Source organism: Enterococcus sp. AZ062 (assembly GCF_051715065.1).
In the GTDB taxonomy this organism is placed as follows: domain Bacteria; phylum Bacillota; class Bacilli; order Lactobacillales; family Enterococcaceae; genus Enterococcus_B; species Enterococcus_B mundtii.
Genome location: NZ_JBIOTB010000001.1, coordinates 2,019,999 through 2,045,389, shown reverse-complemented (window position 1 = coordinate 2,045,389; position 25,391 = coordinate 2,019,999). Strand labels below are relative to the sequence as shown.

Genomic DNA, 25,391 nt, shown 5'->3' with positions numbered 1-25,391 from the left:
TGCTTTATGAATATACTCTTTATAACTGTTTCAAAAATAAATAATATAGACCAATCTGGGATTTATACTGATTTACTTAGAGAATTTGTAGCAGAAAACCATGATGTAACAGTTATTACGCCAATTCAACGTAGAGAAAAAATAGGTAAAACAATAGTTGAACAAGTGGATGGTGTTACTCTTATTAAGGTTAAAACTGGGAATTTCCAAAAAACAAATCCTATTGAAAAAACAATCAGTCAATCTATGATAGAGAAGCATTATATAAACGCAATAAAGCGGTATACAAAAAATAAAAAGTTTGATTTAGTACTGTATGCTACACCTCCTATTACATTCGAGAAAGTTGTTTCGTTTGTTAAAAAAAGAGATAATGCAAAAGCATATTTATTATTAAAAGATATATTTCCTCAAAATGCTGTAGATTTACAAATGATCAGAAACAAGAGTTTGGTTCACCAGTTCTTTCGAAATAAAGAAAAAAAATTATATCAGATATCTGATCATATAGGTTGCATGTCCCAAGGTAATCTTGATTATTTAATTAATCACAATCCAGAGATAAAAAATTCAAAGGTAGAAATCAATCCTAATACAATTGAGATACGTGAAATAGCAATAAATAAAAAAGAACGAGAAAAATGCAAAGAAGAACTTAATATAAATAAAGAATCTATTGTTTTTATGTTTGGAGGAAATCTTGGGAAACCTCAAGGAATTGACTTTCTAATTGAATATTTAAAACAAGAACAGGTAGAAAATACTTTTTTTATTATCGCTGGTAATGGAACAGAAAGATATAAACTAGAAAAATTCTTCTTGGATAATCAACCGAGCAATGCTATTTTGTTAGACCAGCTTCCAAAAGAAGAATATGAAAAGATAGAACAGATTGCTGATGTTGGATTAGTATTTTTAGATAAACGATTTACAATTCCCAATATACCTTCTCGAATTTTAGGATATATGAATAGCAAAATTCCAATATTGGCAGCGACAGATAAACATACTGATTTGAGAGATATAATTATGAATGGACAGTTAGGATTTTGGTCCGAACATGGAGATATAGAGTCTTTTAGAAATAATATTATTCAGTTGTTGGATAAACAAGAACGAAGAATTTTAGGTGAGAATGCATATATGTATTTGAAAGAAAATTATGAGGTAAAAGAAACTTACAATACGATCATGCAGCACTTTAGAGGAGAAGAGTAAATATGTTTAAAGACAAAATATTATTGATCACCGGTGGAACTGGTTCTTTTGGTAACGCGGTGATGCGAAGATTCTTAGATTCTGATATTAAAGAAATACGTATTTTTTCTCGTGATGAAAAGAAACAAGACGACATGAGAAAGAAATACAATAATGATAAATTAAAATTTTATATTGGTGATGTTCGAGATATCAACAGTGTTAAAAACGCTATGTACGGTGTGGACTACATTTTTCATGCCGCTGCGCTTAAACAAGTACCATCGTGTGAATTTTTCCCAATGGAAGCTGTAAAAACAAATATTATCGGAACGGATAATGTAGTTACAGCAGCTGTTGAGATGGGGATAAAAAAAGTGATTTGTCTTTCTACAGATAAAGCAGCTTATCCAATCAATGCCATGGGAATCTCTAAAGCAATGATGGAGAAAGTTTTCGTTTCTAAGGCGAAAACAGTAGCGGATGAACGAACAACGATCTGTGGGACTCGCTATGGAAATGTCATGGCTTCTCGTGGTTCGGTCATTCCACTATTTATTGAGCAAATCAAAGAGGGTAAGCCACTGACAGTAACTGATCCAGGAATGACTCGCTTTTTAATGAGTTTAGACGAAGCTGTAGAATTGGTCATCTTTGCATTTCAGAATGCCAAAGCTGGCGATATCATGGTTCAAAAATCACCTGCCTCAACTGTTGGGGATTTAGCTCAAGCAATAATTGAATTATTTGATGTAGATAACGAAGTCCATGTGATTGGAACGCGCCATGGCGAAAAGAGATATGAAACTTTGCTTACCAAAGAAGAGTATCTAGTTGCTAAAGATATGGGTGATTTTTATCGTGTGCCTGCGGATACGCGTGATTTGAATTACGATAAATACTTTTTTGAAGGTAGTAAAGAATTAACACAAGAAGGTGAGTACAATTCAGATAATACTCATCGATTATCAGTAGCAGAAATCAAAGAGAAGCTCCTTGAATTGGATTATGTAAAAAAAGAGTTGAAAGCGTGGCACACAAAATGAATATTTTAGTAACTGGAGCCAATGGATTTGTAGGTAAAAATTTGATTGCTGAATTAAAAAATGAAGGATATGAAAATATTTTCAGCTTTGATATCGACACACCAAAAAATTTATTAGACGAATATTGCAAAAAAGCAGATTTTGTTTTTCATCTAGCAGGTGTGAATCGCCCGAAAGAAGAGGACGAGTTCATGAAAGGTAACTTTGGATTTACTTCAGAGTTACTTGGAAAGTTAAAAGAACATCATAATACATGCCCAGTGATGATTTCTTCATCTATTCAAGCTTCTTTGGATAACTCTTACGGTAAGAGTAAAAAAGCTGGGGAAGATCTTTTAAAATCATATCATGAGGAAACAGGCGCACCAGTTTATATCTATCGCTTTTCAAATTTGTATGGTAAATGGTCACGCCCAAATTATAATACGGTAGTTGCTACTTTTTGTTACAAGATTGCTCGTGATGAAGAAGTGACAGTCAATGACCCTAATGCGATGATTGAATTGTGTTACATTGATGACGTAGTCAAGGAATTGATTTTTTGTTTAAATGATAAACCATATATGGAAAAAGGGTATTGCTCAGTTCGAGAAGTTGATCAAATCACTGTTGGCGAATTGAAAGAACTGATTATTTCTTTTAAAGAAAGTCGAGTGAGCTTAACTTTACCAGATTTTTCGAGAAAAATTGAAAAAAATCTTTACAGCACTTATTTAAGTTTTTTACCAGAAGACGAATTTTCATATTTTTTAAAAATGAATGTAGACGATCGTGGATCTTTTACAGAATTTTTAAGAACAAAGGATCGTGGCCAAGTATCAATTAATATTTCAAAACCAGGGATCACTAAGGGAAATCACTGGCATCATACAAAAAATGAAAAATTTTTAGTAGTAAATGGCGAAGGAGTCATTCGTTTCAGAAAAATAGATTCAGATGAAGTGATTGAATATTTTGTTTCTAGTGAAAAACTGGAAGTAGTGGATATCCCAGTTGGTTATACACACAATATTGAGAATCTAGGTAAATCAGATATGGTAACCGTCATGTGGGTCAATGAACCATTTGATCCAGAACATCCTGATACTTATTATGTGGAGGTTTAATGAATGAAAAAATTAAGAGTGATGACCGTTGTAGGTACTCGTCCAGAAATCATCAGACTATCTGCAGTAATCAATCGTTTAGAGACTTCAGAAGCGATTGAGCACGTGCTAGTTCATACCGGTCAAAACTATGACTATGAATTAAATGAAGTATTTTTTGAAGATTTTAAATTAAGAAAACCTGATTACTTCTTGAACGCTGCAAATGGCACAGCAATTGAAACAGTAGGAAATATCTTAATCAAGATTGATCCTATTTTAGATGAAGTAAAGCCTGATGCTTTTCTAGTATTAGGTGATACAAATAGTTGTCTATGTGCAATCGCTGCAAAAAGAAGACATATTCCTATTTTTCATATGGAAGCTGGGAATCGCTGTTTTGACCAACGTGTGCCCGAAGAAACAAATCGAAAAATCGTAGATCACACAGCAGATATTAATCTTACGTATAGTGATATTGCAAGAGAATATCTTTTACGTGAAGGATTACCTGCCGATCGCATCATTAAAACTGGAAGTCCGATGTTTGAAGTACTTCATTCGAGAAAAGAGGACATTCAGAATTCTGACATCATCCAACGTTTAGGTCTGGAAAAAGGAAAATATTTTGTTGTTTCCGCCCATCGGGAAGAAAATATCAGTTCCGAAAACAACTTTATGAATTTAGTAGATAGTCTAAATACGATTGCTGAGAAATATCAGTTACCAATCATTGTAAGTACGCACCCTCGAACAATGAAAATGATTGAAGCGAAAGGAATCGAATTTCATCAATTGGTCCAAACAATGAAACCGATGGGATTCAATGACTATAATAAGTTACAGCTCAATGCCAAAGCAGTGTTAAGTGATAGTGGAACAATTAGTGAAGAAGCTTCTACCTTGAATTTTAAAGCATTGAATATCCGTCAAGCACATGAACGCCCAGAGGCAATGGAAGAAGCAAGTGTGATGATGGTCGGACTGGAAAAAGAAAGAATCCTTCAAGGTCTAGAAGTGTTAGAAACACAAGACAATGATACCTTGAGAAAGGTCTCAGATTATTCAATGCCAAATGTTTCAGAGAAAGTGTTACGAATTATTTTGTCTTATACCGATTATGTGAATCGGGTGGTGTGGCAGAAATGAACAAAGCGGTTTTTTTGTTGAAAAATATTTTACAAATTCCCTCTCGCTTAATTAATAGACAAGCCTTAAATGTACTAATAAGAGACTCAAACCTATCAAAAAAAGTTAAAGTACTAAGTGGTGGTCGTGTTTATTGGAGTACAATAAATGACTACAGTTATATTGGTAATAATACAAGGGTATTTAATACTAGTATAGGAAAATATTGTTCAATTGGCGAAAAATGCTTGATTGGAGCTCCAGAGCATGATTTGAATTATATTTCAACTTCGCCTGTATTCTTTTCAGGGAAAAATATTTTTCGCGAAAATTTCACAAATATGGAACCAAAATCATATCGTTCCCAAACCATTATAGAACACGATGTTTGGATAGGTGCTAATTGTATGATCAAACAGGGAGTAAAAATCGGACAAGGTTCCGTAATAGGTATGGGTTCAGTTTTGACTCATGATGTACCAGACTATGAAATATGGGCAGGTAATCCAGCTAAGAAAATTAGAGATCGATTTCCAGATAGTGTAAAAGCAGATTTATTAAGCGTCAGTTGGCCTGATTTATCAGATTTGGAAATAAAAACTTTATTGAATAAGACAAATACTATTGAAGAATTCACACATGAAATAAGAGGTGGAAAATGAAGATTTTACACATTTGCCTTGCAGCATTTTATATAGATGATTATTCATATCAAGAAAACATTTTACCAAAATTCCATAAAAAAATGGGACATGAAGTTAAAATTCTTGCCAGTCCGGATATATTTAACCAAAATGGAAAGCTTATCGTGCCGGAGCAATTAGAGGTAAAGAGGTACATTAATTCAGATGATATTGAAGTGATTCGTATACCCTATAAAAATTATACAAAATTTGGAAAAAAACTTAAGAAGTTTACTGATATCACATTTTTTCTAGATGAATATCAACCAAATTTGATTTTCATACATGGGGTGCAATTTACTAATTTGAATGAAATTATTGAATATAAGAAAAATAATCCAGATACGATAATAAAAATAGATAATCATGCTGATTTTTCGAACAGTGCTACGAATTGGGTTTCAAAAAATATCCTGCATAAAATCATTTGGAAGCATCAAGCATCAAAAATCGAACCATTTACTACTGATTTTTATGGAGTACTTCCTGCTAGAGTAGATTTCCTTAAAAACGTATATAAACTACCAGAAGAAAAGATAAGTCTTTTGATCATGGGAGGAGATAATGATTTAATAAAAAAGGTTCAAAGTGATCAACTAAATAAAAAAACTGTTTTTGGTGAGAATATTAAAGAAAATGATTTTGTTATCGTGACCTTAGGAAAAATAAATTCTGCTAAAAAAGAAGTTTTGGAACTAATGAAAGCTGTAAAAGAATTATCTTTAGAAGTAAAGCTCTTTATTTATGGCAGTGTCTCTCTAGATCTTCAAGAGTCCTTTAATCAAATGATAGATGACAAACAAATATTTTATAAAGGATGGGTAAATAACGAAGAAGCCTATAAAGTAATGTTACAAAGTGATCTGCTCGTCTTTCCAGGAAGACACTCGGTTTATTGGGAAGTGGGTGCATCTTTAGGAAGACCCATGATGGTGAAAAAATGGGCTGGAACACAGCATGTAAATATAAATGGGAATGTTATTTTTCTTGAGAATGCAGATAAAGCTGAAATGATAGTACAACTAAAAAAATTAATTGATAAAAATACTATTTATCAAAACCTAGAAAAACAAGCTAAGGAAGTTGCTTGTGAATTTGAATACAGTAAAATAGCTGAAAAGAGCTTAGAATAATGAGTAGAGAAAAGTATTCAAGAAAATCAAAAATTTTTTTAGTATATTATTATGTATTGATTACATTTATCATCATTCAGCATTTACCAATTATATTTGATAATTATTATAGTACGATCCGACTTGTATTATATGTGATGCTAATCATTGGAATCGTTTATTTCATATTTCATTATAAAATTCCTAGAAATAAATTATGGATATATATGGGACTACTATTTTTGTACACATTAATGATAGGTGTCGTAAATTTATTTTCAAAAAATGGTATGTTTTCTATTTTTGAAATTGCCATCCCATTTGGTATTATGATTATTTCTAATAATTATTTTTTTAAAGAAAATGAAAAGAATACATTCATAAAATATTTTATTTTTATTGCTACAATACTAGCAGTCAGTATCGTACTATTTTATAACAATGGTTTTTCAATTTCAGAAATATATAATATACCTTCTAAAAATCAAGTTGGACCAATTATTGCAACAGCACTATTGTTATCAATTTGTATGCTATTCAGAAAAAGCAAGATAGATATTCTTTTGTTTTTATGTACTATTCTGTTGTTCGTATCTCTACTTGTTATAAGAAATCGATCGGGAATTGTAGGAGTAATGATCGTGTTCGCTTTTTTTGTTGTTAAAAATACTAAAAAGCTAAAGAAATCTACAATTGTTTTTAGCTCAATTGTATTGTTAGGATTGGTCTTCTTAATTCTATCTCCAATAGGTGGAAATATTTTTGAATATGTCTATGCCTCATTATTCAGTAACTATAATGTTCATGATATTGACTCAATCTCTGCTGGAAGAATTAATACTTATAAAGAAGGATTAGATTATATCAGAGAAAATATTTTTTTCGGAAGTATAACCTCCGTACAACCCTATGCAAATACAATATTGCCACATAACTACGTAATTAATAAATTAGTACAATTAGGTTATATTGGAGCTAGTCCGTTCATTTTATTTTATTTATATTTATGGTTTTTTTTCTTTAAATATTCTCACAATAAGAATTATTCACCATGGATCTTAGGTTTAGGATTAATTGTTAGTCTTTTTGAATATACTTATCCATTTGGACCTGGGGTTTCTCAATTTATGTTATGGTTCTTATTGGGACAGGAATTCAGTCAAAATAAAATTAGATCAGAGGAGAATAATTGATGAATATCTCAGTATTCGGTTTAGGTTATGTTGGTTTAGCAAATGCACTACTTCTAAGCCAAAGCGAAGAGGTCAAAGCATATGATATTGTAACAGAAAAAATAGACCAGTTGAATCAAGGAATTTCTCCTATAGAGGATAAAGAAATTAGTGAATTTTTAAAAAAGGATAATCTAAAAATTAATTTTATCAAAGACTTTGATGAAGCTGTGATTTTCGGTGATTACTTAATTATTGCAACCCCAACAGATTACGATGAAAAGAAGAATTATTTTAACACTTCATCAGTTGAAAAAGTAATCGAACAAGCTTTAGCAATTCGATCAGATGCTACTTTTATAATCAAATCAACCGTTCCTGTAGGGTACACGGAAGAATTAAAGAAAAAGTATGGAACGGAGCGGATAATATTCTCACCAGAATTTCTGCGTGAGGGTAAAGCACTATACGATAACCTTCACCCATCAAGAATCGTGATTGGCGAAAACTCAGATAAGGGACAAGAAATTGCTAATCTTTTTAAGGAAAATGCTCATGATAATGATGTCCCGATACTATTGACGAATTCAACAGAAGCGGAAGCAATCAAATTGTTTTCAAATACCTACTTAGCTTTAAGAGTTGCTTATTTCAATGAACTTGATACGTATGCCGAATCGAATGGTTTAGACAGTAAGCAAATTATCGAAGGTGTCGGACTAGATCCTAGAATTGGTTCGCATTATAATAACCCATCATTTGGCTATGGAGGGTATTGTTTACCAAAGGATACTAAGCAATTGCGTGCAAATTATAGTGGTGTCCCAAGCAATTTGATTGGTGCAATCGTTGATGCAAATGCGACGAGAAAAGATTTTATCACTGAACAAATTTTAGCTAGAAGTCCCAAAGTTGTAGGGATTTATCGCTTGACTATGAAAGCTGCTTCAGATAATTTTCGTTATTCTTCAATTCAAGGCGTAATGAAAAGACTGAAGGCGAGAGGTATTTCTGTTATTGTTTATGAACCTACTGTAGATGAGAAGGAATTTTCAGGTTTTCCGATGATAACTGAACTAGCAGATTTTAAAAATCTAAGTGATGTAATCATCTCCAATCGATTTGATGAAGAATTGGATGACGTTGAAGAAAAAGTTTATACTAGAGATATTTTTAGAAGGGATTGATTGAGTGAAAAACATAGCTCGTAATTTCATTTATCAATCCATATTCCAGATAATGAAAATAGTTATTCCAATTATAACCATACCTATAGTATCTATGGCGTTAGGTCCTGCTGGAATAGGGATCTTCAACTATACCAATTCAATCGCACAATATTTTGTACTAGTTGCTAGCTTAGGTGTAGCTATGTATGGGAACAGAGAAATCGCACTTGCGTATAATCGACAAGAGGACATCTCTAAATTATTTTGGGAAATTGTTGTATTTAAAGCGATATTGACATTAGCAGTTTTTTTTATCTACATCGCTGTTGTCAGTTTCTTACCTAACAGTAATTATTTTTATTTTCAAAGTTTAACCATTTTAGCAGTGCTTTTTGATATATCATGGTTCTTTATGGGAATTGAAGATTTTAAGTTAACTAGTGTATCGAGTTTATTCGTTCAAATAATTACTTTTGTGTTGATACTGCTTTTTATTAAAGATTCAAATGATGTAGGTATCTATATTTTGATCCAAACAGCTGGTATATTTGTTTCACAAGTGTTAGTTTGGTTCTTTATCAAACCTTATATAACATTTCAAAAAATAAATCTAAAAAAAAGTTTTAGTCACATCAAAGGCTCGTTTGAATTCTTTATACCACAAGTAGCGATTACCTTATATACGAATTTAAATAAGACCTTATTAGGCTTATTCATAGGGGCTTCAGCAGTTGGATTTTATACAAACTCACTCACATTAAATACAGTGTTTATAACAATCATCACTACACTTGATATTGTTTTACTTCCACATATGAGTGGTTTGTTTGCTAAAAAAAATGTTGAGCGAATTGTAGAGCTGATGGATAAAACGATTGATCTACAGTTGTTTTTTAGTTTACCGATCATGTTTGGGATGTTAACTGTATATGATAAGCTTGTTCCATGGTTTTTTGGGGAAAAGTTCTTATTTATTAATAATGTTATCCCGTTTTTTACTCCTTTAATAGTAATTATTCCGCTAGGTATGGCTGTTTCAAGACAGTACCTTATTCCTATAGGTAAAGTTAGAGAATATAATAAATCTGTGATTATTGGTGCAGGTATAAACATTATAAGTAATCTAATCTTACTACCAACTGTCGGTTTTTTTGGAGTTGTCATTTCTAATTTATTGGCTGAATTCTTTGTTACTGCAGTAAGAGTGCGCTCGTTTCTCAAATCTACTAACTTTTCTTTTAATTTTCGGCGAATAAGTATTTATTTTATTTCAGCACTTGCAATGATGATTATCACCAGAATATTGACTAATTCTATGCAAGCAAGTTTAATAACTAATATAGTACAAGGTTTAATTGCTATTACCCTGTATTTTATCTTTACAGTAGTAATGAGAACAAATCCTATTGTTTCATTTATTCAAGAGAGGAGAAGTAAGTGAATGATTACTTACTTCTTTTTTTATTTATCAAAAAATGAGCCAAAGGTAGTGGATATCGTCAAATACCTTTGGCTCATCTATTAATATTTATAGTAGAGGATGGCAAAGAATCACTCCCGCCACCCCGGTGTCACTGCCTCCTTACAAAACGTGAACCGCTTCTTATCATAATTCACCAAGCCGGAATCTTTCAGCTGTTTGATCACCTGTCCGGCGGTTTCACGAGTGGTCCCGCTATTGACTGCTAGTTCTTTCAACGTGATTGGATAGGGGATCGATATATGACCGTCTTCTGTAGGGATTCCTAATTCTTCTTTTAAAACAAATAGGTTTTGTTTCACTCGGTCAAATGCACTGGAGGTCAAGCCGATTTGAATGCGTAGTTCGTGCATCTGAACGACTTTTCCTAACTTTTGGATCATGTAAATCAATTGATTGGGGTTGTTTTTGACGATTTTTTCATAACAAGCTACAGGAAAATAAAAAGTCTCGATATCTGTCATGGCTTGTGCTGTATACGTATAAGGTTCTTCTTCAAAAATACCAGACATTGGAAAGAGATTATTTGCTGTGACATAATCATAGTAGTAATAAGTCGCACTTTCGTCATAACGCTCTAAACGGATCAATCCTTCTGTTAAGACATAGAAACGTTGCCGCTCATCTCCTTCATCAAAAAGCACTTGTCCTTTCTTATATGAACGTAGGACAGTCTGCTCTTTGATTTCTTCAAATTCCTCATCAGTAAAGTGTTCAAAATCAGGTTGATATCTGAGTTTAGAAAAATGATAATCGATTTTATTTACACGCATGAACATCCCTGCTTCCTATTATTCTTTAATTCTATTGTGACTTCTTTTATTTCTTTTGTAAAGCCATAATACATTCCGAGAAAAGCTATATTTTGTAAAAAATCAATTGCGTTTGTTATTATGTAGGATTTATACAAAACAGATGAATATAATTTGATGAGTGATCATAAAAGTGTATAAAAAACAAATAATATACATAAAGTAAACGCTAACAACCTTAATTTAAATGGGATTTAAAAATATACAGAAAAATTTTTTTGATGAATAAAAATTTTTTTGATAGAGTTTTCAGTATAAAAAAAAGAGAAATTATTAATAAAAGATGCAAAAATGTGTAATTATTTAATTAAGCTTTAATAATGAGAGATTCTTCTCATTTAAAATGCGAGAAAAGCATGAAAGTGATTACAAAAGCAGTTTATTCTAAGTATGTAATCAAAACGAAGGAGGCAACACAACATGGATAAACCGATTCACGTTTTCTCTGAGATAGGAAAGTTAAAGACAGTATTATTAAAACGACCTGGTCAAGAAGTTGAAAATCTAACACCTGATATTATGGATCGTTTGTTGTTCGACGACATTCCGTATCTACCGATTGCACAAGCTGAGCATGATGAATTTGCACAAGTGCTCCAAAGTGAAGGCGCTGAAACATTATATTTAGAAAAATTAGCGGCTGAAGCAATCGATGCAGGTAATGTCAAAGAGGAATTTTTAAATAAAATGTTAGATGAATCTTTTATTGCATCTAATGCTGTTAGAGATGGTCTTCATGAGTTCCTTCTATCAATGGAAACTCAAGATATGGTAGATAAGATCATGGCGGGTGTCCGTACAAAAGATATCGATGTGAAATCACGTAGTTTATACGATTTATCATCTGATGACGACTATCCATTCTACATGGACCCAATGCCAAACCTATACTTTACAAGAGACCCTTCCGCATCAATGGGAAATGGGATGACAATCAATAAAATGGCATTTGAAGCGCGTCGTCGTGAGTCAATGTTCACAGAATACATTTTGAACCACCATCCACGTTTTGCAAATAAAGGTGTTGACGTATGGTTGGATCGAGAAAATCCAGATCATATCGAAGGTGGGGATGAATTGATCCTTAGTGACACAGTTGTCGCTGTTGGTATCTCACAAAGAACAAATGCAAAAGCGATCGAGCGTTTAGCACGTCACTTATTTGCGAAAAACGCAGGATTTGAAAAAGTCTTGGCAATCAAGATTCCGAATAATCGTGCGATGATGCATTTAGATACAGTATTTACAATGGTTGACCATGACAAATTCACGATCCACCCAGCAATCCAAAGTAAAGAAGGAAAAATGGACGTCTTTACAATCGAACAAGCTGGCGATGATATCAAAATTTCTCATTCAGATGATTTACAAGAGTCATTGAAATCAGTTCTAGGTTTAGATGATCTTGTATTGATCCCAACAGGTAATGGCGATGCGATCGTTGCACCTCGTGAACAATGGAATGATGGCTCAAACACATTAGCGATCGCTCCAGGGGTTGTAGTTACTTATAATCGTAACTATGTATCAAACGAATTATTGAGAAGCTACGGCATCAAAGTATTGGAAATCACTTCAAGTGAATTGTCACGCGGTCGTGGCGGCCCTCGTTGCATGAGCCAACCGTTAGTTCGTGAAGATTTAAAATAGTTTATTCCTGATGGCAGTCACTGTCAGCTGCCATCAGATTTCCTCTTAATACCAAGTACTTTATGTACTATCAAATAGAATACAATTTTAAAGGAGAATGTTCATATGAAAGAATCAGTATTTCAAGGAAGAAGTTTATTAGCAGAAAAAGATTTTACAAAGGAAGAGTTACAATATTTGATCGACTTTTCTCAACACTTGAAAGATTTGAAAAAACGTGGCATCCCACATCATTACTTAGAAGGAAAAAATATTGCATTACTATTTGAAAAAACATCAACACGTACTCGTGCAGCATTTACAACTGCAGCAATCGATCTTGGTGCGCATCCTGAATATTTAGGTGCGAATGACATCCAATTAGGTAAAAAAGAATCTACAGAAGATACTGCCAAAGTATTAGGTAGTATGTTTGACGGAATCGAGTTCCGTGGTTTCAGCCAAAAAATGGTGGAAGAATTAGCTGAATTCTCAGGCGTACCTGTATGGAATGGTTTAACTGATGAATGGCACCCAACTCAAATGATCGCTGACTTCTTAACGATCCAAGAAAACTTCGGTAAAGTGGAAGGCATCACAGTTGCTTATTGTGGCGATGGACGTAACAACATGGCGAACTCATTGTTAGTAACAGGTGCGATCTTAGGAACAAACATGCGTATTGTTGCACCAAAAGAATTACAACCTGAAGAAGAAATCGTGAAAATGGCTGAAGAGTTTGCAGCGAAATCAGGTGCACAATTAATGATCACTGACGATGTTGCTAAAGGGGTTGACGGAGCAGACGTTCTTTACTCAGACGTTTGGGTATCAATGGGTGAAGAAGATAAATTTGAAGAACGTATCAAATTATTGAAACCTTACCAAATCAATATGGATATGATCGAAAAAACAAACAATACAGATCGTTTGATCTTCTTACACTGCTTACCAGCCTTCCATGATACGAAGACAGTTTACGGTGAACAAATGAAAGAACGCTTCGGCATCACTGAAATGGAAGTAACAGACGAAGTATTCCGCAGTAAATATGCACGTCAATTTGAGCAAGCAGAAAACCGTATGCACTCAATCAAAGCAATCATGGCAGCAACACTTGGAAACTTATTCATTCCTCGTGTGTAACAACTAACAAGTAAATAATCAAAACGAGTCAGCGTAAGGATCGTTCAGAAAGAACGCTGGCTTGTTTTGTCATCGGTAAAATTCAGAATGTTCTGAAAGAAAGGGAGATAGACATGGCAAACAGAAAAGTGGTTGTTGCATTAGGCGGAAACGCGATTTTATCAACAGATGCAAGTGCAAAAGCACAACAAGACGCATTGATGGAAACAGCAAAGTACTTAGTGAAATTTATTGAACAAGGAGATGAGTTGATCATCTCACACGGAAATGGGCCACAAGTTGGAAATTTATTGATCCAACAACAAGCAGCTGACTCAGAAAAAACACCGGCAATGCCATTAGATACATGTGTGGCAATGACGGAAGGTTCAATCGGTTACTGGTTGCAAAATGCAATGGGTGAAGTGTTGAAAGAAAAAGGGATCGATAAAGATGTCGTTTCTTTAGTAACACAAGTCATCGTTGATGAGAATGATCCATCATTCAAAAATCCGAGCAAACCAGTGGGACCTTTCTATACAGAAGAAGAAGCAAATGAACAAATGAAGGCTGATTCTTCCGTAACATTCAAAGAAGATGCAGGACGTGGTTGGCGTAAGGTCGTTGCTTCTCCAAAACCAATCTCAATCAAAGAGGCTCGTGTCATCCAAACATTAGTGGAACAAGGCGTGATCACCATTTCTGTAGGTGGTGGCGGTATTCCAGTAGTGGAAACTGCAACAGGTCTTGAAGGAAAAGAAGCCGTGATCGACAAAGATTTTGCTTCTGAAAAATTAGCAGAGATCATCGAAGCAGATCTATTGATCGTGTTGACGGGTGTCGATAATGTCTATGTGAATTATCAAAAACCTGATCAAAAGAAACTAGAAACAGTTGATGTCTCAGAAATGAAACAATACATTGCTGAAAACCAATTTGCTCCAGGAAGCATGTTGCCAAAAGTGGAAGCAGCGATTGCCTTTGTTGAGGCTCGACCTACTGGGAAAGCAATTATCACTTCCTTAGAAAACATTGAGAATCTATTGGCTTCAGAAGAAGGAACGATCATTGTTGCTGATGAAGCGTAAGAAACTTTTTATCGTTTTACCATGACCATGTGTATAAAATGTCCAGTTGGTTTTTAATCTCCTTTAGACCTCCTGGACATTTTAGGTTGTGAGAAAAGCACTTTGACCTGAGCAATAAGATAGAAAATCAGAAAATAGTTTCTTATATTTTTTGATTTTTTAGCTTATTGTTGAAGGTCAACTTTTCGAACACCGTTTATTTATGAAGAAAACTCTAGCCAGTCGATTGGATATCTGCTATAATTCAAATCAAGTTAAATAAGAGCAACGTTTGCTGAACAAGAGAGTAATTGGTGTCATTTCGTTCAAAGCGAGTCTGGGTAGAGTGGAAGCCGGACGGACAAATCCCAATGAAGCGCACTTGGAGAACTCTGTCTTTGACAGACGGTCGTCTACCGATATCAGATCGAGCAGGTCCTTTTTTAGGACAATTGGAGTGGTACCGCGGGAATTCTCGTCTCTAGTAAATTCATAGGAAATATGGATTTGCTAGAGATTTTTTTGTTTTACAGCAAACAATATGTAGGAGGAAAATAAATGAATAACAAAGATGTTGTTGCAAAAGCACTATATGAAGTAGTACAAGATGACTTGACATTGGAGCAAGTCGCACAATTACTTGAAAATCCAAAATCAGCGGACCATGGAGATGTCGCATTTCCCACGTTCTCTTTAGCAAAAATCTTCCGCAAAGCACCACAACAGATCGCAGCGGATCTTGCTGAGAAAATCGATGCAACAAATTTTGAAAAAATCGAAGTCGTCGGACCATACTTGAACTTCTTTATGAACAAAGAGATCATTAGTAAGCAAGTGTTAGCTACAGTAGTAAAAGAAAAAGAACACTATGGTGATAGCACGATCGGTAACCAAGGAAGCCTGCCTATCGATATGTCTTCACCAAACATTGCAAAACCAATTTCAATGGGTCACTTACGTTCGACAGTAATCGGAAACTCAATTGGCTTTATTATGGAAAAATTAGGCTACCAACCAGTACGTATCAACCATTTAGGAGACTGGGGAACACAATTTGGAAAACTGATCGTTGCCTACAAAAAATGGGGATCTGCTGAATCTGTAAAAGCTGAACCAATCAATGAATTATTGCGTCTATATGTCCAATTCCACGAAGAAGCTGAAACACAACCTGAATTGAATGATGAAGCTCGTTCTTGGTTCAAGCGTCTAGAAGAAGGCGACGAAGAAGCGATGGAGTTATGGCAATGGTTCCGTGACGAATCAATGAAAGAATTCAACAAGATCTATGACTTGTTAGAAGTTCGTTTTGATTCATTGAACGGGGAAGCTTTCTACAATGACAAGATGGATGAGATTGTCGAATTACTAGAAGAAAAACATCTCTTACAAGAAGACAAAGGTGCAGAAATCGTTGACTTATCTGCTTATGATCTAAATCCTGCCTTGATCAAAAAATCAGATGGTGCGACACTTTATATTACGCGTGATTTGGCAGCTGCACTATACCGTAAACGTACGTATGATTTCAGTCAATCACTATACGTAGTTGGTAATGAACAAAGTTATCACTTTAAACAATTGAAAGCTGTCTTGAAAGAACTAGGCTTTGACTGGTCAGATGATATGCACCATATCCCGTTTGGTTTGATCACACAAGGTGGTAAAAAACTATCTACACGTAAAGGAAAGATCGTTTTACTAGAAGAAGTATTGAATGAAGCAATCGACTCAGCGAAACAACAAATCAGTGAAAAGAATCCTGATTTGGAAAACAAAGATGTCATCGCAAAACAAGTCGGTGTTGGTGCTGTTATTTTCCACGATTTAAAAAATGATCGTTTGAATACCTTTGACTTCAATTTAGAAGAAGTGGTTCGTTTTGAAGGGGAAACTGGTCCTTATGTCCAATATACTCATGCTCGTGCGATGAGTTTATTAGACAAAGCAGGTTTTGTTCCTTCTGAAGATCAAGCTTATGCGTTGAATGATGAAAATAGTTGGGAAGTCGTGAAGCTTGTACAGAAATACCCTGAAACAGTACTTCAAGCGGGTGAAAAATATGAGCCATCGATCATTGCAAAACATGCGATCAAACTGGCACAAGCATTCAATAAATACTATGCACATACAAAAATCTTAGCGGACGATGACCAAAAAGATGCGCGCTTAGCGTTAGTTTATGCGGTAACTGTTTTACTAAAAGAAGACTTACGTCTATTAGGATTACATGCACCAGATAAAATGTAAAAAGTTTCATTGCTCAATGATTTTCTGAAGAGAAATCTAAAAGTTATTTATCAGTCAATAATCCATTGCATATTTACAATTGAATTGATTTTTATCTAGAAGGTTCTCTTTTAGAAACGAGCCAAGTCGGGATTTGAAAAAATCCCGGCTTTTTTGATGTATTTTTGGTACGGCATACATTTTCATAGTTGTTTTATGTTGAATTGTACATACAAAAATTTTTATGAATAAATAATTGAATTTCCTTTTCTTATTTTAGAAAAAGTCGTTTCATGAGAATCTTCACTTTTTGTTAAGCGCTTTCTTTTCTTGCGGTATACTCTCGGTGTAAATAAAAAAGAAAAGGAGTGGAAAAATGAAAGTGAAAAAGAAATGGTTCTCGTTGTTGATGGTTGTGATGTTGTTGTCGTCGGTTTTCCAACCGACACTCTTAGCCTTTGCGAGTGATCGATCCTTCAGAGAAGCGATCTCGCGTCCGGCTGTTGAGATTGATTTAAGCGGCACTTCGCAAGCGAAAGATGAAAAAACATGGAACGAATGGGCAAAACTCCGAGGATTTACGGATACTTTGACTGCCGAACATAACGTATTTGATAATTTGGTTCTAGCGGATTATTTAGACATGATGGAAGGGCCAAGTACGTTACCCCTCAGTGCACGGTTTGCTCGTTCAAAAATTGCACCGATCATCCAAGCTACCGCCTTTGCTGAATTTACCCGACCCTACTTAAAAGAATCGTCCAAAGAGACGGCTGTCAGTCAGTTGTATCGTGTGACCTCCACCAATATCTTAAGACAATCGATCAGTTTACTTGGTGACGCCATTGATGCTCCAGAAGACCCCGTTGAGATTTATCCGACCACCAAAATCGAGTTGGCTAGCTGGATTTCAGTCCAAAACCAGTTTCTCGAATACATAGAAACGACCCCCGACTTATCTGGATATGAGATGCGAACTGGCACAGACGGTGTGAGCAGATTATTCGTGCCGAAAAGCACGAACAATCAAAGTCTGTTAGTTTATCCAGATGGTTCGCTGAATGAATACTTACCGGGAAATGAAAAATTACCTCCGCGGATCGGCGCCCTGAAACAAATCAATTTTTCTCCATATAATGGTCCAGGAACGCCCTATGTCAATGTGACCATGAGCTATACCGCCTATGACCATCGTCAACAATTATATACACAATATGATGTTCGTGGCATCACGATTCCCATGGAGACGGACTTTGATACATTTTTAGCAGAAATCGCCACACCTGAACAAGCCTTGGAACTGGTTAAAGAATATTCTTCGGTCCAATTCGGGGCAGTAGACCTAACAGATGTCGATTCCGTCAATGAAGTCGGAAAAGAAATCACCCGTAAAATGATCGATGAGCGGGATGCGCTGATTGATCAATTACCTGATACGTTTCAGACCAATCTATTCCGGATTGCAGCGAAAGCCAATGACAAAGAAGTTGTCATTGATCGGGAAGGTGAGTTTGTGTATCGGGGAACGCAAGAAATTGTTCCCTTAGACCAAATCGACATCGGCTTTAACCAAGAAGTCATCTATACGATCCGCAAAGTGCAAAGCTTTTTCGGTGTCTATTGCAACTACTATGCGTTAGCCGATGGCTTGTTCGATGAAGAACGCACGAATGCCTTACCAAGGAGTCTAGATGAAACCACCATTGCAGCGATTTCTGAAGTCGGTGGCAATGTATTGAAGAATTTACCAAATTACGAAAATACCGACTGGGTCATCAAACAGTCCCAAATCCAGCTCGAAAAAACAGACATCTTACTGATCATTATGTGCTTACCGTTGTCTGAAATGTTTTCTGTCTTACGAGCAGTTGAATCCGAAGAAGTCTTCGTAACAGCGATCGAAGTTGAAGAAGCTGAAGCCGCTCGCGTATTGGAAGCGGAAAAGGCTCTGATTACCAAGGGCTGTCCAAATGAAGCCTTAGTAGAGAAGTTACCAACCACTGAATTTTATAACCGCAAGTCGTTGCGACATGTGGCAGGAGAGGTGAGACCGGGAAGAACTGGCAATCCTGAAATCACAGGTGCCCATTCGAGACATCCTGATTTTTATAGCCCAGACAGTGGAGTGGTTTATAAGCCGAAAGGAACAGTGGTGGAAGGGCAACCTTATAACGCCGAAATAACTTATCCAGGAACATTGAAGGTCAAAGAATCTACAGTATTCCCAGATAATTGGGATGCTCAAAAAATTACGAGTGAGGTAGAACAAATTGTAAAAAAACATAATTTTACTACTCCTGGAAATCATCCGTTTAGTGGCAATAGTACAGCTGGATTTGAAATAGCAGGGAGTGTTAATGTCAAAATGAATGGTAAAATAACTGTTGCAACAGCCTATCCGGTGAAATAAAAAAAGTCATGGAAGTTGAATTAATTCAACTTCCATGACTTTTTATAGTTACGCACTATTTCTTGGAAATCTTCATAGGAATAATTGTTGCGCCAGTAATATTTGTTATAAAGCATATATTTCCTCATAATCACTTCGATCGCATCATCTAGCTCCTTACTAAGTCCAAGGTACGTAACGTTGGCAATCCCCCCATTGAAGAAGTCGCCATGAAAACTAGTTCCTATACTATAAGGAGAAAGTCCGTAAATGGGTGTCTCATTAAAATAAATGTGGTAATCATAATGAGATAAGTAACGAATAGGATCATCTGGCTCGTCTTCCTCTGGATCGTAAGGACATTCCGCAAGAAAATGGCCGATATCCGGACCAAAATCAATATAAGAATCATCATGAATCACTGTTAATCGAGAATCTAAGTGATCTAATTGAGTTTCCAGAAATTCGGTATTCTTTTCTACAGCAGCTAAAGGTCGGTGCTTGGGGTCAATAAAACTAAATGGTGAACTAATGATTTTACCTAGTCCAACGAATTCTGATACTCTCTTGTGGGGTTTTAATCTTTCCTGTTCCAATTGTTTTTCTGTAAAGAAGTCTTTCCAGTAGAGGATGTTATGTACTTGATAATCATGAATGACTTTAAGGACGTTAGAATCAATTACATCTAAAGCTTCTCTCCAAGGATCTGACTCTCCCGCAGGTTTCTTATAAGATTTATAAATCCGTTCCCCATAAGGAGTAAACCAGTAAAAGGGATAATTCCTATATTTTAGCTGATATTCTGAATACACAAAATGTTCCATCGAATGATTTGCCACGCGAGGATCCCAGTAAATTGACGAAAGTTGTGGAAAAACCTCTGGACCGTAATCAATAAAGTTATCATTATGTATCAAAGTCAAATCTGGATCGATTGCTTGAAATTTTTGGGTCAGTTCTTCTGTCATTTTTCGAATCTTGGCTTGTGGTCGACGATTGGGATCGACAAAAGGGAAGAAGGTCATAGATATTATTCCTTTCTATATCAAGTTTTTTCATTTGAATCATAACATGTTGAAAGACAGTATAAAGAATTTTTTTTCGAAAAAGTCGAAGTAAAGAGAACATGAGTAAAGCGATAATAAACATCTAGGTTGGACATCTATCTAAGCGATAAATCGACTATTGAACAGATCAAGTAGTCCTTAGTAGAAAAATTGAAAATCACTGAATACTATAACCGTAAAGCCTTGCGTCATGTGGAGGGAGAGGTAAGACCGGGGAAAGATGGTGTACCTGTACTTAAAGGTGCTCATTCACGCCACCCTGATTTTTATAATCCAGACAGTGGAGTGGATTATGAACCAACTGGGACAGTGGTGGAAGGACGACCTTTTGAGGCGAAAGTTAGATATGATGGGAAATATAAGAGAACTAACTCTACTGTTTTTCCTGACAACTGGGATGCAGAGAAAATTACGAGTGAAGTAGAGCAAATTGTAAAAAAAGAGGTTCCGAATATACCAGGTGGACATGATTTTGTGGGAACAGATAGTAGCGGGGAAATTGAAATCAAGGGTAGAACTAACGTAAAAGCAAACGGTAAAATAACTGTTGTAACAGCTTATCCACTTATCAAATAAAAAACGTGGTACTTGGTTAATCCAAGTGCCACATTTCTTTATATTTATGAATTTCATACTGAAAATCCTCTGGAGTATACTGATTACGCCAGTAATACAAATTGAAAACCATATATTCGCTGATGATATTGTTAATTGTTTCGACCAGTTCTTTAGGTAATTCTAGATACTCAGCGTTGGAAATCCCACCTTTAAAATAATCTCCACAATAGTTACTTCCTTGACTGTAGGGAGTAAAGTTAAAAATAGGAGTACTGTTGTAATATATTGTATATTCCGTATAAGATAAGCTCAAAATTGGATCATCAGCTTCATACTCTTCGGGATCGTATCCCCATTCAGCTATGAAACGTCCATCATCTGGGCCAAAATCAATGAATGTTTCGTCATGAATAATTGTTAATTGGTAATCAAGTTTACTTAGTTACTTCTCTAAAAATATAGTATTTTTGTTAACAGCTTCTAGAGAACGATGTTTAGGATCTGTCAAATCCATTGGTAAACTAATAATTTCTCCTGGTCCAATGAATTGTGTTGGTCGGTTATAAGGTTCTAACCTTTCCTGGTCTAATTGTTTTTCTGAAAATAAGTCTTTCCAATAGAAGAGATTATGCGCTTGATAATCATGGATAACTTTTAGGATAGTGTGATCAATCATCTTTAATATTTTTCTTGCCGAATTTGAATTTCCTCCAGGTCTTCTATAAGATTCGTAAATCCATTCACCATAAGGAGTAAACCAGTAAAGAGGATAGTTTTTATATCTAAGTTGGTACTCCGAGTACACAAAATGTTCCATCGGGTGATCTGGCACACGAGGCTCCCAGTAAATTTTCGATAGCTTTGGAAAAACCTCTGGACCGTAATCAATAAAGTTATCATTATGTATCAAAGTCAAATCTGGATCGATTGCTTGAAATTTTTGGGTCAGTTCTTCTGTCATTTTTTTGATTTCTGCTTGTGGGCGACGATTGGGATCGACAAAGGGGAAGAAGGTCATAGGTATTATTCCTTTCTATTCAAGATTTTTCATTTGAAAGACAACAAGTTAAAAGGCATTCTAAAGAATTTTTTCGTAAAAGTCGAAGTGAAGAGAACATGAGTAAAGCGATAATAAACATGTAGGTTGGACACCTATCTAAGCGTTAAATTGATTTGCTTATCATAGTAAAGAATAGTGTTACTTGGTTATTCTAAGCACCACATTTTTTTATATTTATGAATTTCATACTGGAATTGCTCTGGAGAATACTGATCACGCCAATAATATAGATTAAAAATCATATACATTGAGATAATATTATCAATTTGATTTATGAATTCTTGGCTTAACCCAAGATACGTTGTGTTAGGAATGCCTCCCTCGTAGAAATTACCATGATAACCGTAACCTAATTGAAAAGGATAAAAGCTGAATAGTAGAATATTCTCATAATAAATTTTATATTCTTCACTACATAATTTATTTATTGGATCGTTAGGATCGTCTTCTTCGGGATCATAGGGACATTCAGCTAAGAAACGACTTATTTTTGGTTCGAAATCAATATACGAATCATTATGAGAAATAGTTAATCGAGAATCTAATTGATCTAACTGAGTTTCCAGAAATTCGGTATTCTTTTCTACAGCAGCCAAAGGTCGGTGCTTGGGGTCAGTGAAACTAATTGGTGAACTAATTAATTCGCCAGGTCCAATAGATTGCGATACTCTCTTGTAGGGTTTTAACTTCTCCTGTTCAAATTGTTTTTCAGTAAATATATCTTTCCAATAGAGAAGGTTATGCACTTGATAGTCATGAATGATTCTTAGGAGAGTCTGTTCAATCATTTTTAAAGTTTTTCTTCGCGAGTCTGCATTCCCTCCAGGTCTTCTATAATATTCATAGATTTGTTCACCATAGGGCGTAAACCAGTAAAGAGGGTAACCTCCATATCTAAGTAGATACTCCGAATACACAAAATGTTCCATCGGATGATTCGGTACACGAGGGTCCCAGTAGATAGTAGAAAGTTGTGGAAATACCTCTGGACCGTAATCAATAAAGTTATCATTATGTATCAAAGTCAAATCTGGATCGATTGCTTGAAATTTTTGGGTCAGTTCTTCTGTCATTTTTTTGATCTCTGCTTGTGGACGACGGTTGGGATCGACAAAGGGAAAGAAGGTCATAGTTACTATCCTTTCTGTTCAAGATTTTATTTTTTGAATAAACTGTTAAAATAAAGTCCACCATTCTTTATCTTCACGTATTTTGTGCTGAAATTGTTCTGGCGTATAGGTTTCACGCCAGTAGTATTTGTTGTAAAGCATATATTTTCTCATAATCACATTGATCGCATCAACTAGCTTCTTGCTTAGTCCAAGGTAGGTAACATTCGGTATTCCCCCATTAAAGTAATCGCCATGAAATCCAGTCCCACTACAATAAGGAGAGAGAGAGAAAAGTAATGTTTTATTAAAATAAATGTCGTACTCGTAACGAGATAAATCACGTCTAGGATCATCTGGCTCGTCTTCCTCTGGATCGTAAGGGCACTCCGCAAGAAAATGACCGATATCTGGACCAAAATCAATATATGATTTATCATGAATCACGGTTAATCGAGAATCTAATTGATCTAACTGAGTTTCTAGAAATTCCGTATTCTTTTCTACAGCAGCTAAAGGTCGGTGCTTGGGGTCAGTGAAACTAATTGGTGAACTAATTAGTTCGCCAGGTCCAATGAATTGTGATGGTCGATTATAAGGTTCTAACCTTTTCTGTTCCAATTGTTTTTCTGAAAATAAGTCATTCCAATAGAACAAGTTATGCACTTGATAATCATGAATGACTTTTAAGATAGCTTGGTCAATCACTTTTACTGCTTGTCTAGAAGAATCTGAAGCCCCGCTCGGTTTTCTATAATATTCGTAAATTTGTTCATCGTAAGGCGTAAACCAGTAAAGAGGATAGCCGCCATATCTAAGCAGATACTCTGAATACACAAAATGTTCCATCGGGTGATATGGCACACGGGGGTCCCAATAAATTTTCGATAACTTTGGAAAGACCTCTGGACCGTAATCAATAAAGTTATCATTATGGATCAAGGTCAAGTCTGGATCGATTGCTTGAAATTTTTTTGTGAGTTCTTCTGTCATTTTTTTGATCTCTGCTTGTGGACGACGGTTGGGATCGACAAAGGGAAAGAAGGTCATAGTTACTATCCTTTCTGTTCAAGATTTTATTTTTTGAATAAACTGTTAAAATAAAGTCCACCATTCTTTATCTTCACGTATTTTGTGCTGAAATTGTTCTGGCGTATAGGTTTCACGCCAATAGTATTTGTTGTAAAGCATATATTTTCTCATAATCACTTCAATCGCATCAGCTAACACCTTATTTAGCCCCAGATACTTAACATTAGTAATTCCACCATTAAAGAAGTCGCCATGAAAACACGTTCCTATACTATAAGGAGAGAGACTGTAAATAGGTATCTGGTTAAAATAAATATTATATTCATAATTAGATATGGTAGCAATTGGATCATCAGGCTCATCTTGTTCAGAGTCATAAGGCGCATCAGCTAATAAATGACCAATTTCTGGTCCAAAATCAATAAATGAATCATCGTGAGTAAGAGTTAAGTGAAAATCTAACTGTCTCAGCTGTGTCTCTAGAAATTCAGTATTTTTTTTAACAGCTGCTAAAGGTCGGTACTTTAGATCACTGAAATCAAATGGGGAGTTCCATATATTTGTGTCTCCGATTATTTGTTGATTTTGTTTATATAGGGCCAAAGCATGTTGTGCGAATTGTTTTTGTGAAAACAAATCTTTCCAATAAAGAAGATTATGAACTTGATAATCTCGAATGACTTCAAGAATTGCATCATTAATGCTACTTACTTTTTTTTGCAAATTTTTTTCATGACTATCTGTTAATCGTGATTTATCAATAATCACACCATAAGGGGTAACCCAATAAGCAGTATAGAACTTACCTTTTAAACGATACTCCGAATACACAAAATGTTCCATCGGATGATTCGGTACACGAGGGTCCCAATAAATTTTCGATAACTTTGGAAAGACCTCTGGACCATAATCAATAAAGTTATCATTATGTATCAAAGTCAAATCTGGATCGATTGCATGGAACTTTTGAGTGAGTTCTTCTGTCATTTTTTTGATTTCTGCTTGTGGGCGACGATTGGGATCGACAAAGGGGAAGAAGGTCATAATCGTTTTTCCTTTCTATGCTATAAAATTTTTTTAAATTAAAGTATGACATGTAAATAAGGAGTGTGGGGGACTGTTTTTTCGATAATCAGAAGAAAGTGAGAATTCATAATGAAATAAGCAATACCTACCTAACTTAAAGTTAACTAAGCTTTATATGATTTTTAGCGCTTGTTGTGTTTCTCCATGATATTTGAA

Annotated in this window: 20 protein-coding genes and 1 pseudogene; 15 read left to right on the top strand and 6 right to left on the bottom strand. The window is 35.1% G+C overall.

Annotation, left to right across the window (positions count from 1 at the left end):
- The first annotated feature begins 6 nt into the window (after positions 1 to 6).
- The 9 genes from IGJ00_RS09665 to IGJ00_RS09625 are packed head-to-tail and all read left to right on the top strand — an operon-like array spanning position 7 to position 10,033.
- Positions 7 to 1,218 carry a glycosyltransferase family 4 protein gene (locus IGJ00_RS09665; RefSeq protein ID WP_238046348.1) on the top strand — a complete coding sequence of 404 codons (1,212 nt, stop codon included), beginning with the start codon at positions 7 to 9 and terminating at the stop codon, positions 1,216 to 1,218.
- Between the two features lie 2 nt (positions 1,219 to 1,220).
- Positions 1,221 to 2,243: a polysaccharide biosynthesis protein gene (locus tag IGJ00_RS09660; protein WP_438844373.1), complete on the top strand. Its 1,023-nt coding sequence runs from the start codon at positions 1,221 to 1,223 to the stop codon at positions 2,241 to 2,243.
- Positions 2,240 to 3,349 (top strand): capsular polysaccharide biosynthesis protein CapF, encoded by a 1,110-nt coding sequence (locus IGJ00_RS09655; protein ID WP_108173777.1) that lies wholly within the window; start codon positions 2,240 to 2,242, stop codon positions 3,347 to 3,349. The genes IGJ00_RS09660 and IGJ00_RS09655 overlap by 4 nt, the downstream gene beginning before the upstream one ends.
- A gap of 3 nt (positions 3,350 to 3,352) precedes the next feature.
- The gene (gene wecB / locus IGJ00_RS09650; protein WP_108173775.1) at positions 3,353 to 4,477 is read left to right on the top strand and encodes a non-hydrolyzing UDP-N-acetylglucosamine 2-epimerase; all 1,125 of its coding nucleotides are present in this window, start codon (positions 3,353 to 3,355) and stop codon (positions 4,475 to 4,477) included.
- Entirely contained in the window at positions 4,474 to 5,118 is a 645-nt protein-coding gene (locus tag IGJ00_RS09645; RefSeq protein WP_108173774.1) for a CatB-related O-acetyltransferase, read from the top strand. Before wecB ends, IGJ00_RS09645 begins: the two co-directional genes overlap by 4 nt.
- Positions 5,115 to 6,272, top strand: coding sequence for a glycosyltransferase (locus IGJ00_RS09640; RefSeq protein ID WP_238046350.1), 1,158 nt, complete (start codon positions 5,115 to 5,117; stop codon positions 6,270 to 6,272). The genes IGJ00_RS09645 and IGJ00_RS09640 overlap by 4 nt, the downstream gene beginning before the upstream one ends.
- Complete coding sequence (locus tag IGJ00_RS09635) at positions 6,272 to 7,444, top strand: O-antigen ligase family protein (RefSeq protein WP_238046352.1); 1,173 nt, start codon at positions 6,272 to 6,274, stop codon at positions 7,442 to 7,444. Before IGJ00_RS09640 ends, IGJ00_RS09635 begins: the two co-directional genes overlap by 1 nt.
- Complete coding sequence (locus IGJ00_RS09630; RefSeq protein WP_438844372.1) at positions 7,444 to 8,610, top strand: nucleotide sugar dehydrogenase; 1,167 nt, start codon at positions 7,444 to 7,446, stop codon at positions 8,608 to 8,610. Before IGJ00_RS09635 ends, IGJ00_RS09630 begins: the two co-directional genes overlap by 1 nt.
- A 4-nt stretch (positions 8,611 to 8,614) precedes the next feature.
- Positions 8,615 to 10,033 (top strand): oligosaccharide flippase family protein, encoded by a 1,419-nt coding sequence (locus tag IGJ00_RS09625; RefSeq protein WP_010735172.1) that lies wholly within the window; start codon positions 8,615 to 8,617, stop codon positions 10,031 to 10,033.
- Positions 10,034 to 10,143: 110 nt separating this feature from the next.
- Here IGJ00_RS09625 and IGJ00_RS09620 read toward each other — a convergent pair whose 3' ends face one another.
- Complete coding sequence (locus IGJ00_RS09620; RefSeq protein WP_023519859.1) at positions 10,144 to 10,845, bottom strand: Crp/Fnr family transcriptional regulator; 702 nt, start codon at positions 10,843 to 10,845, stop codon at positions 10,144 to 10,146.
- Between the two features lie 459 nt (positions 10,846 to 11,304).
- Between IGJ00_RS09620 and arcA the strand changes: the two genes are divergently transcribed.
- The 5 genes from arcA to IGJ00_RS09595 all read left to right on the top strand — a co-directional run bounded on the left by arcA (position 11,305) and on the right by IGJ00_RS09595 (position 19,344).
- Positions 11,305 to 12,534 carry an arginine deiminase gene (gene arcA / locus IGJ00_RS09615; protein WP_062805084.1) on the top strand — a complete coding sequence of 410 codons (1,230 nt, stop codon included), beginning with the start codon at positions 11,305 to 11,307 and terminating at the stop codon, positions 12,532 to 12,534.
- A 105-nt stretch (positions 12,535 to 12,639) separates the two neighbouring features.
- The gene (gene argF / locus IGJ00_RS09610) at positions 12,640 to 13,659 is read left to right on the top strand and encodes an ornithine carbamoyltransferase (RefSeq protein ID WP_010735175.1); all 1,020 of its coding nucleotides are present in this window, start codon (positions 12,640 to 12,642) and stop codon (positions 13,657 to 13,659) included.
- Between the two features lie 113 nt (positions 13,660 to 13,772).
- On the top strand, positions 13,773 to 14,726 hold the full coding sequence (gene arcC, locus IGJ00_RS09605) for a carbamate kinase (protein ID WP_142433756.1): 954 nt from the start codon (positions 13,773 to 13,775) through the stop codon (positions 14,724 to 14,726).
- 537 nt (positions 14,727 to 15,263) lie between these two features.
- Complete coding sequence (argS, locus tag IGJ00_RS09600; RefSeq protein WP_195514519.1) at positions 15,264 to 16,955, top strand: arginine--tRNA ligase; 1,692 nt, start codon at positions 15,264 to 15,266, stop codon at positions 16,953 to 16,955.
- 355 nt (positions 16,956 to 17,310) lie between these two features.
- Positions 17,311 to 19,344 carry an EndoU domain-containing protein gene (locus tag IGJ00_RS09595; RefSeq protein ID WP_438844371.1) on the top strand — a complete coding sequence of 678 codons (2,034 nt, stop codon included), beginning with the start codon at positions 17,311 to 17,313 and terminating at the stop codon, positions 19,342 to 19,344.
- A 20-nt stretch (positions 19,345 to 19,364) separates the two neighbouring features.
- Here IGJ00_RS09595 and IGJ00_RS09590 read toward each other — a convergent pair whose 3' ends face one another.
- Positions 19,365 to 20,348 carry a hypothetical protein gene (locus IGJ00_RS09590; protein ID WP_438844370.1) on the bottom strand — a complete coding sequence of 328 codons (984 nt, stop codon included), beginning with the start codon at positions 20,346 to 20,348 and terminating at the stop codon, positions 19,365 to 19,367.
- 192 nt (positions 20,349 to 20,540) lie between these two features.
- Between IGJ00_RS09590 and IGJ00_RS09585 the strand changes: the two genes are divergently transcribed.
- Positions 20,541 to 20,966: an EndoU domain-containing protein gene (locus tag IGJ00_RS09585; RefSeq protein ID WP_438844369.1), complete on the top strand. Its 426-nt coding sequence runs from the start codon at positions 20,541 to 20,543 to the stop codon at positions 20,964 to 20,966.
- 16 nt (positions 20,967 to 20,982) lie between these two features.
- Here IGJ00_RS09585 and IGJ00_RS09580 read toward each other — a convergent pair.
- The 4 genes and pseudogenes from IGJ00_RS09580 to IGJ00_RS09565 all read right to left on the bottom strand — a co-directional run bounded on the left by IGJ00_RS09580 (position 20,983) and on the right by IGJ00_RS09565 (position 25,193).
- A pseudogene (locus IGJ00_RS09580) lies at positions 20,983 to 21,966 on the bottom strand (hypothetical protein).
- 188 nt (positions 21,967 to 22,154) lie between these two features.
- Positions 22,155 to 23,138: a hypothetical protein gene (locus IGJ00_RS09575; RefSeq protein ID WP_438844368.1), complete on the bottom strand. Its 984-nt coding sequence runs from the start codon at positions 23,136 to 23,138 to the stop codon at positions 22,155 to 22,157.
- A gap of 45 nt (positions 23,139 to 23,183) precedes the next feature.
- Positions 23,184 to 24,167 carry a hypothetical protein gene (locus IGJ00_RS09570; protein ID WP_438844367.1) on the bottom strand — a complete coding sequence of 328 codons (984 nt, stop codon included), beginning with the start codon at positions 24,165 to 24,167 and terminating at the stop codon, positions 23,184 to 23,186.
- Positions 24,168 to 24,212: 45 nt separating this feature from the next.
- Positions 24,213 to 25,193: a hypothetical protein gene (locus IGJ00_RS09565; protein ID WP_438844366.1), complete on the bottom strand. Its 981-nt coding sequence runs from the start codon at positions 25,191 to 25,193 to the stop codon at positions 24,213 to 24,215.
- Positions 25,194 to 25,391: the final 198 nt, after the last annotated feature.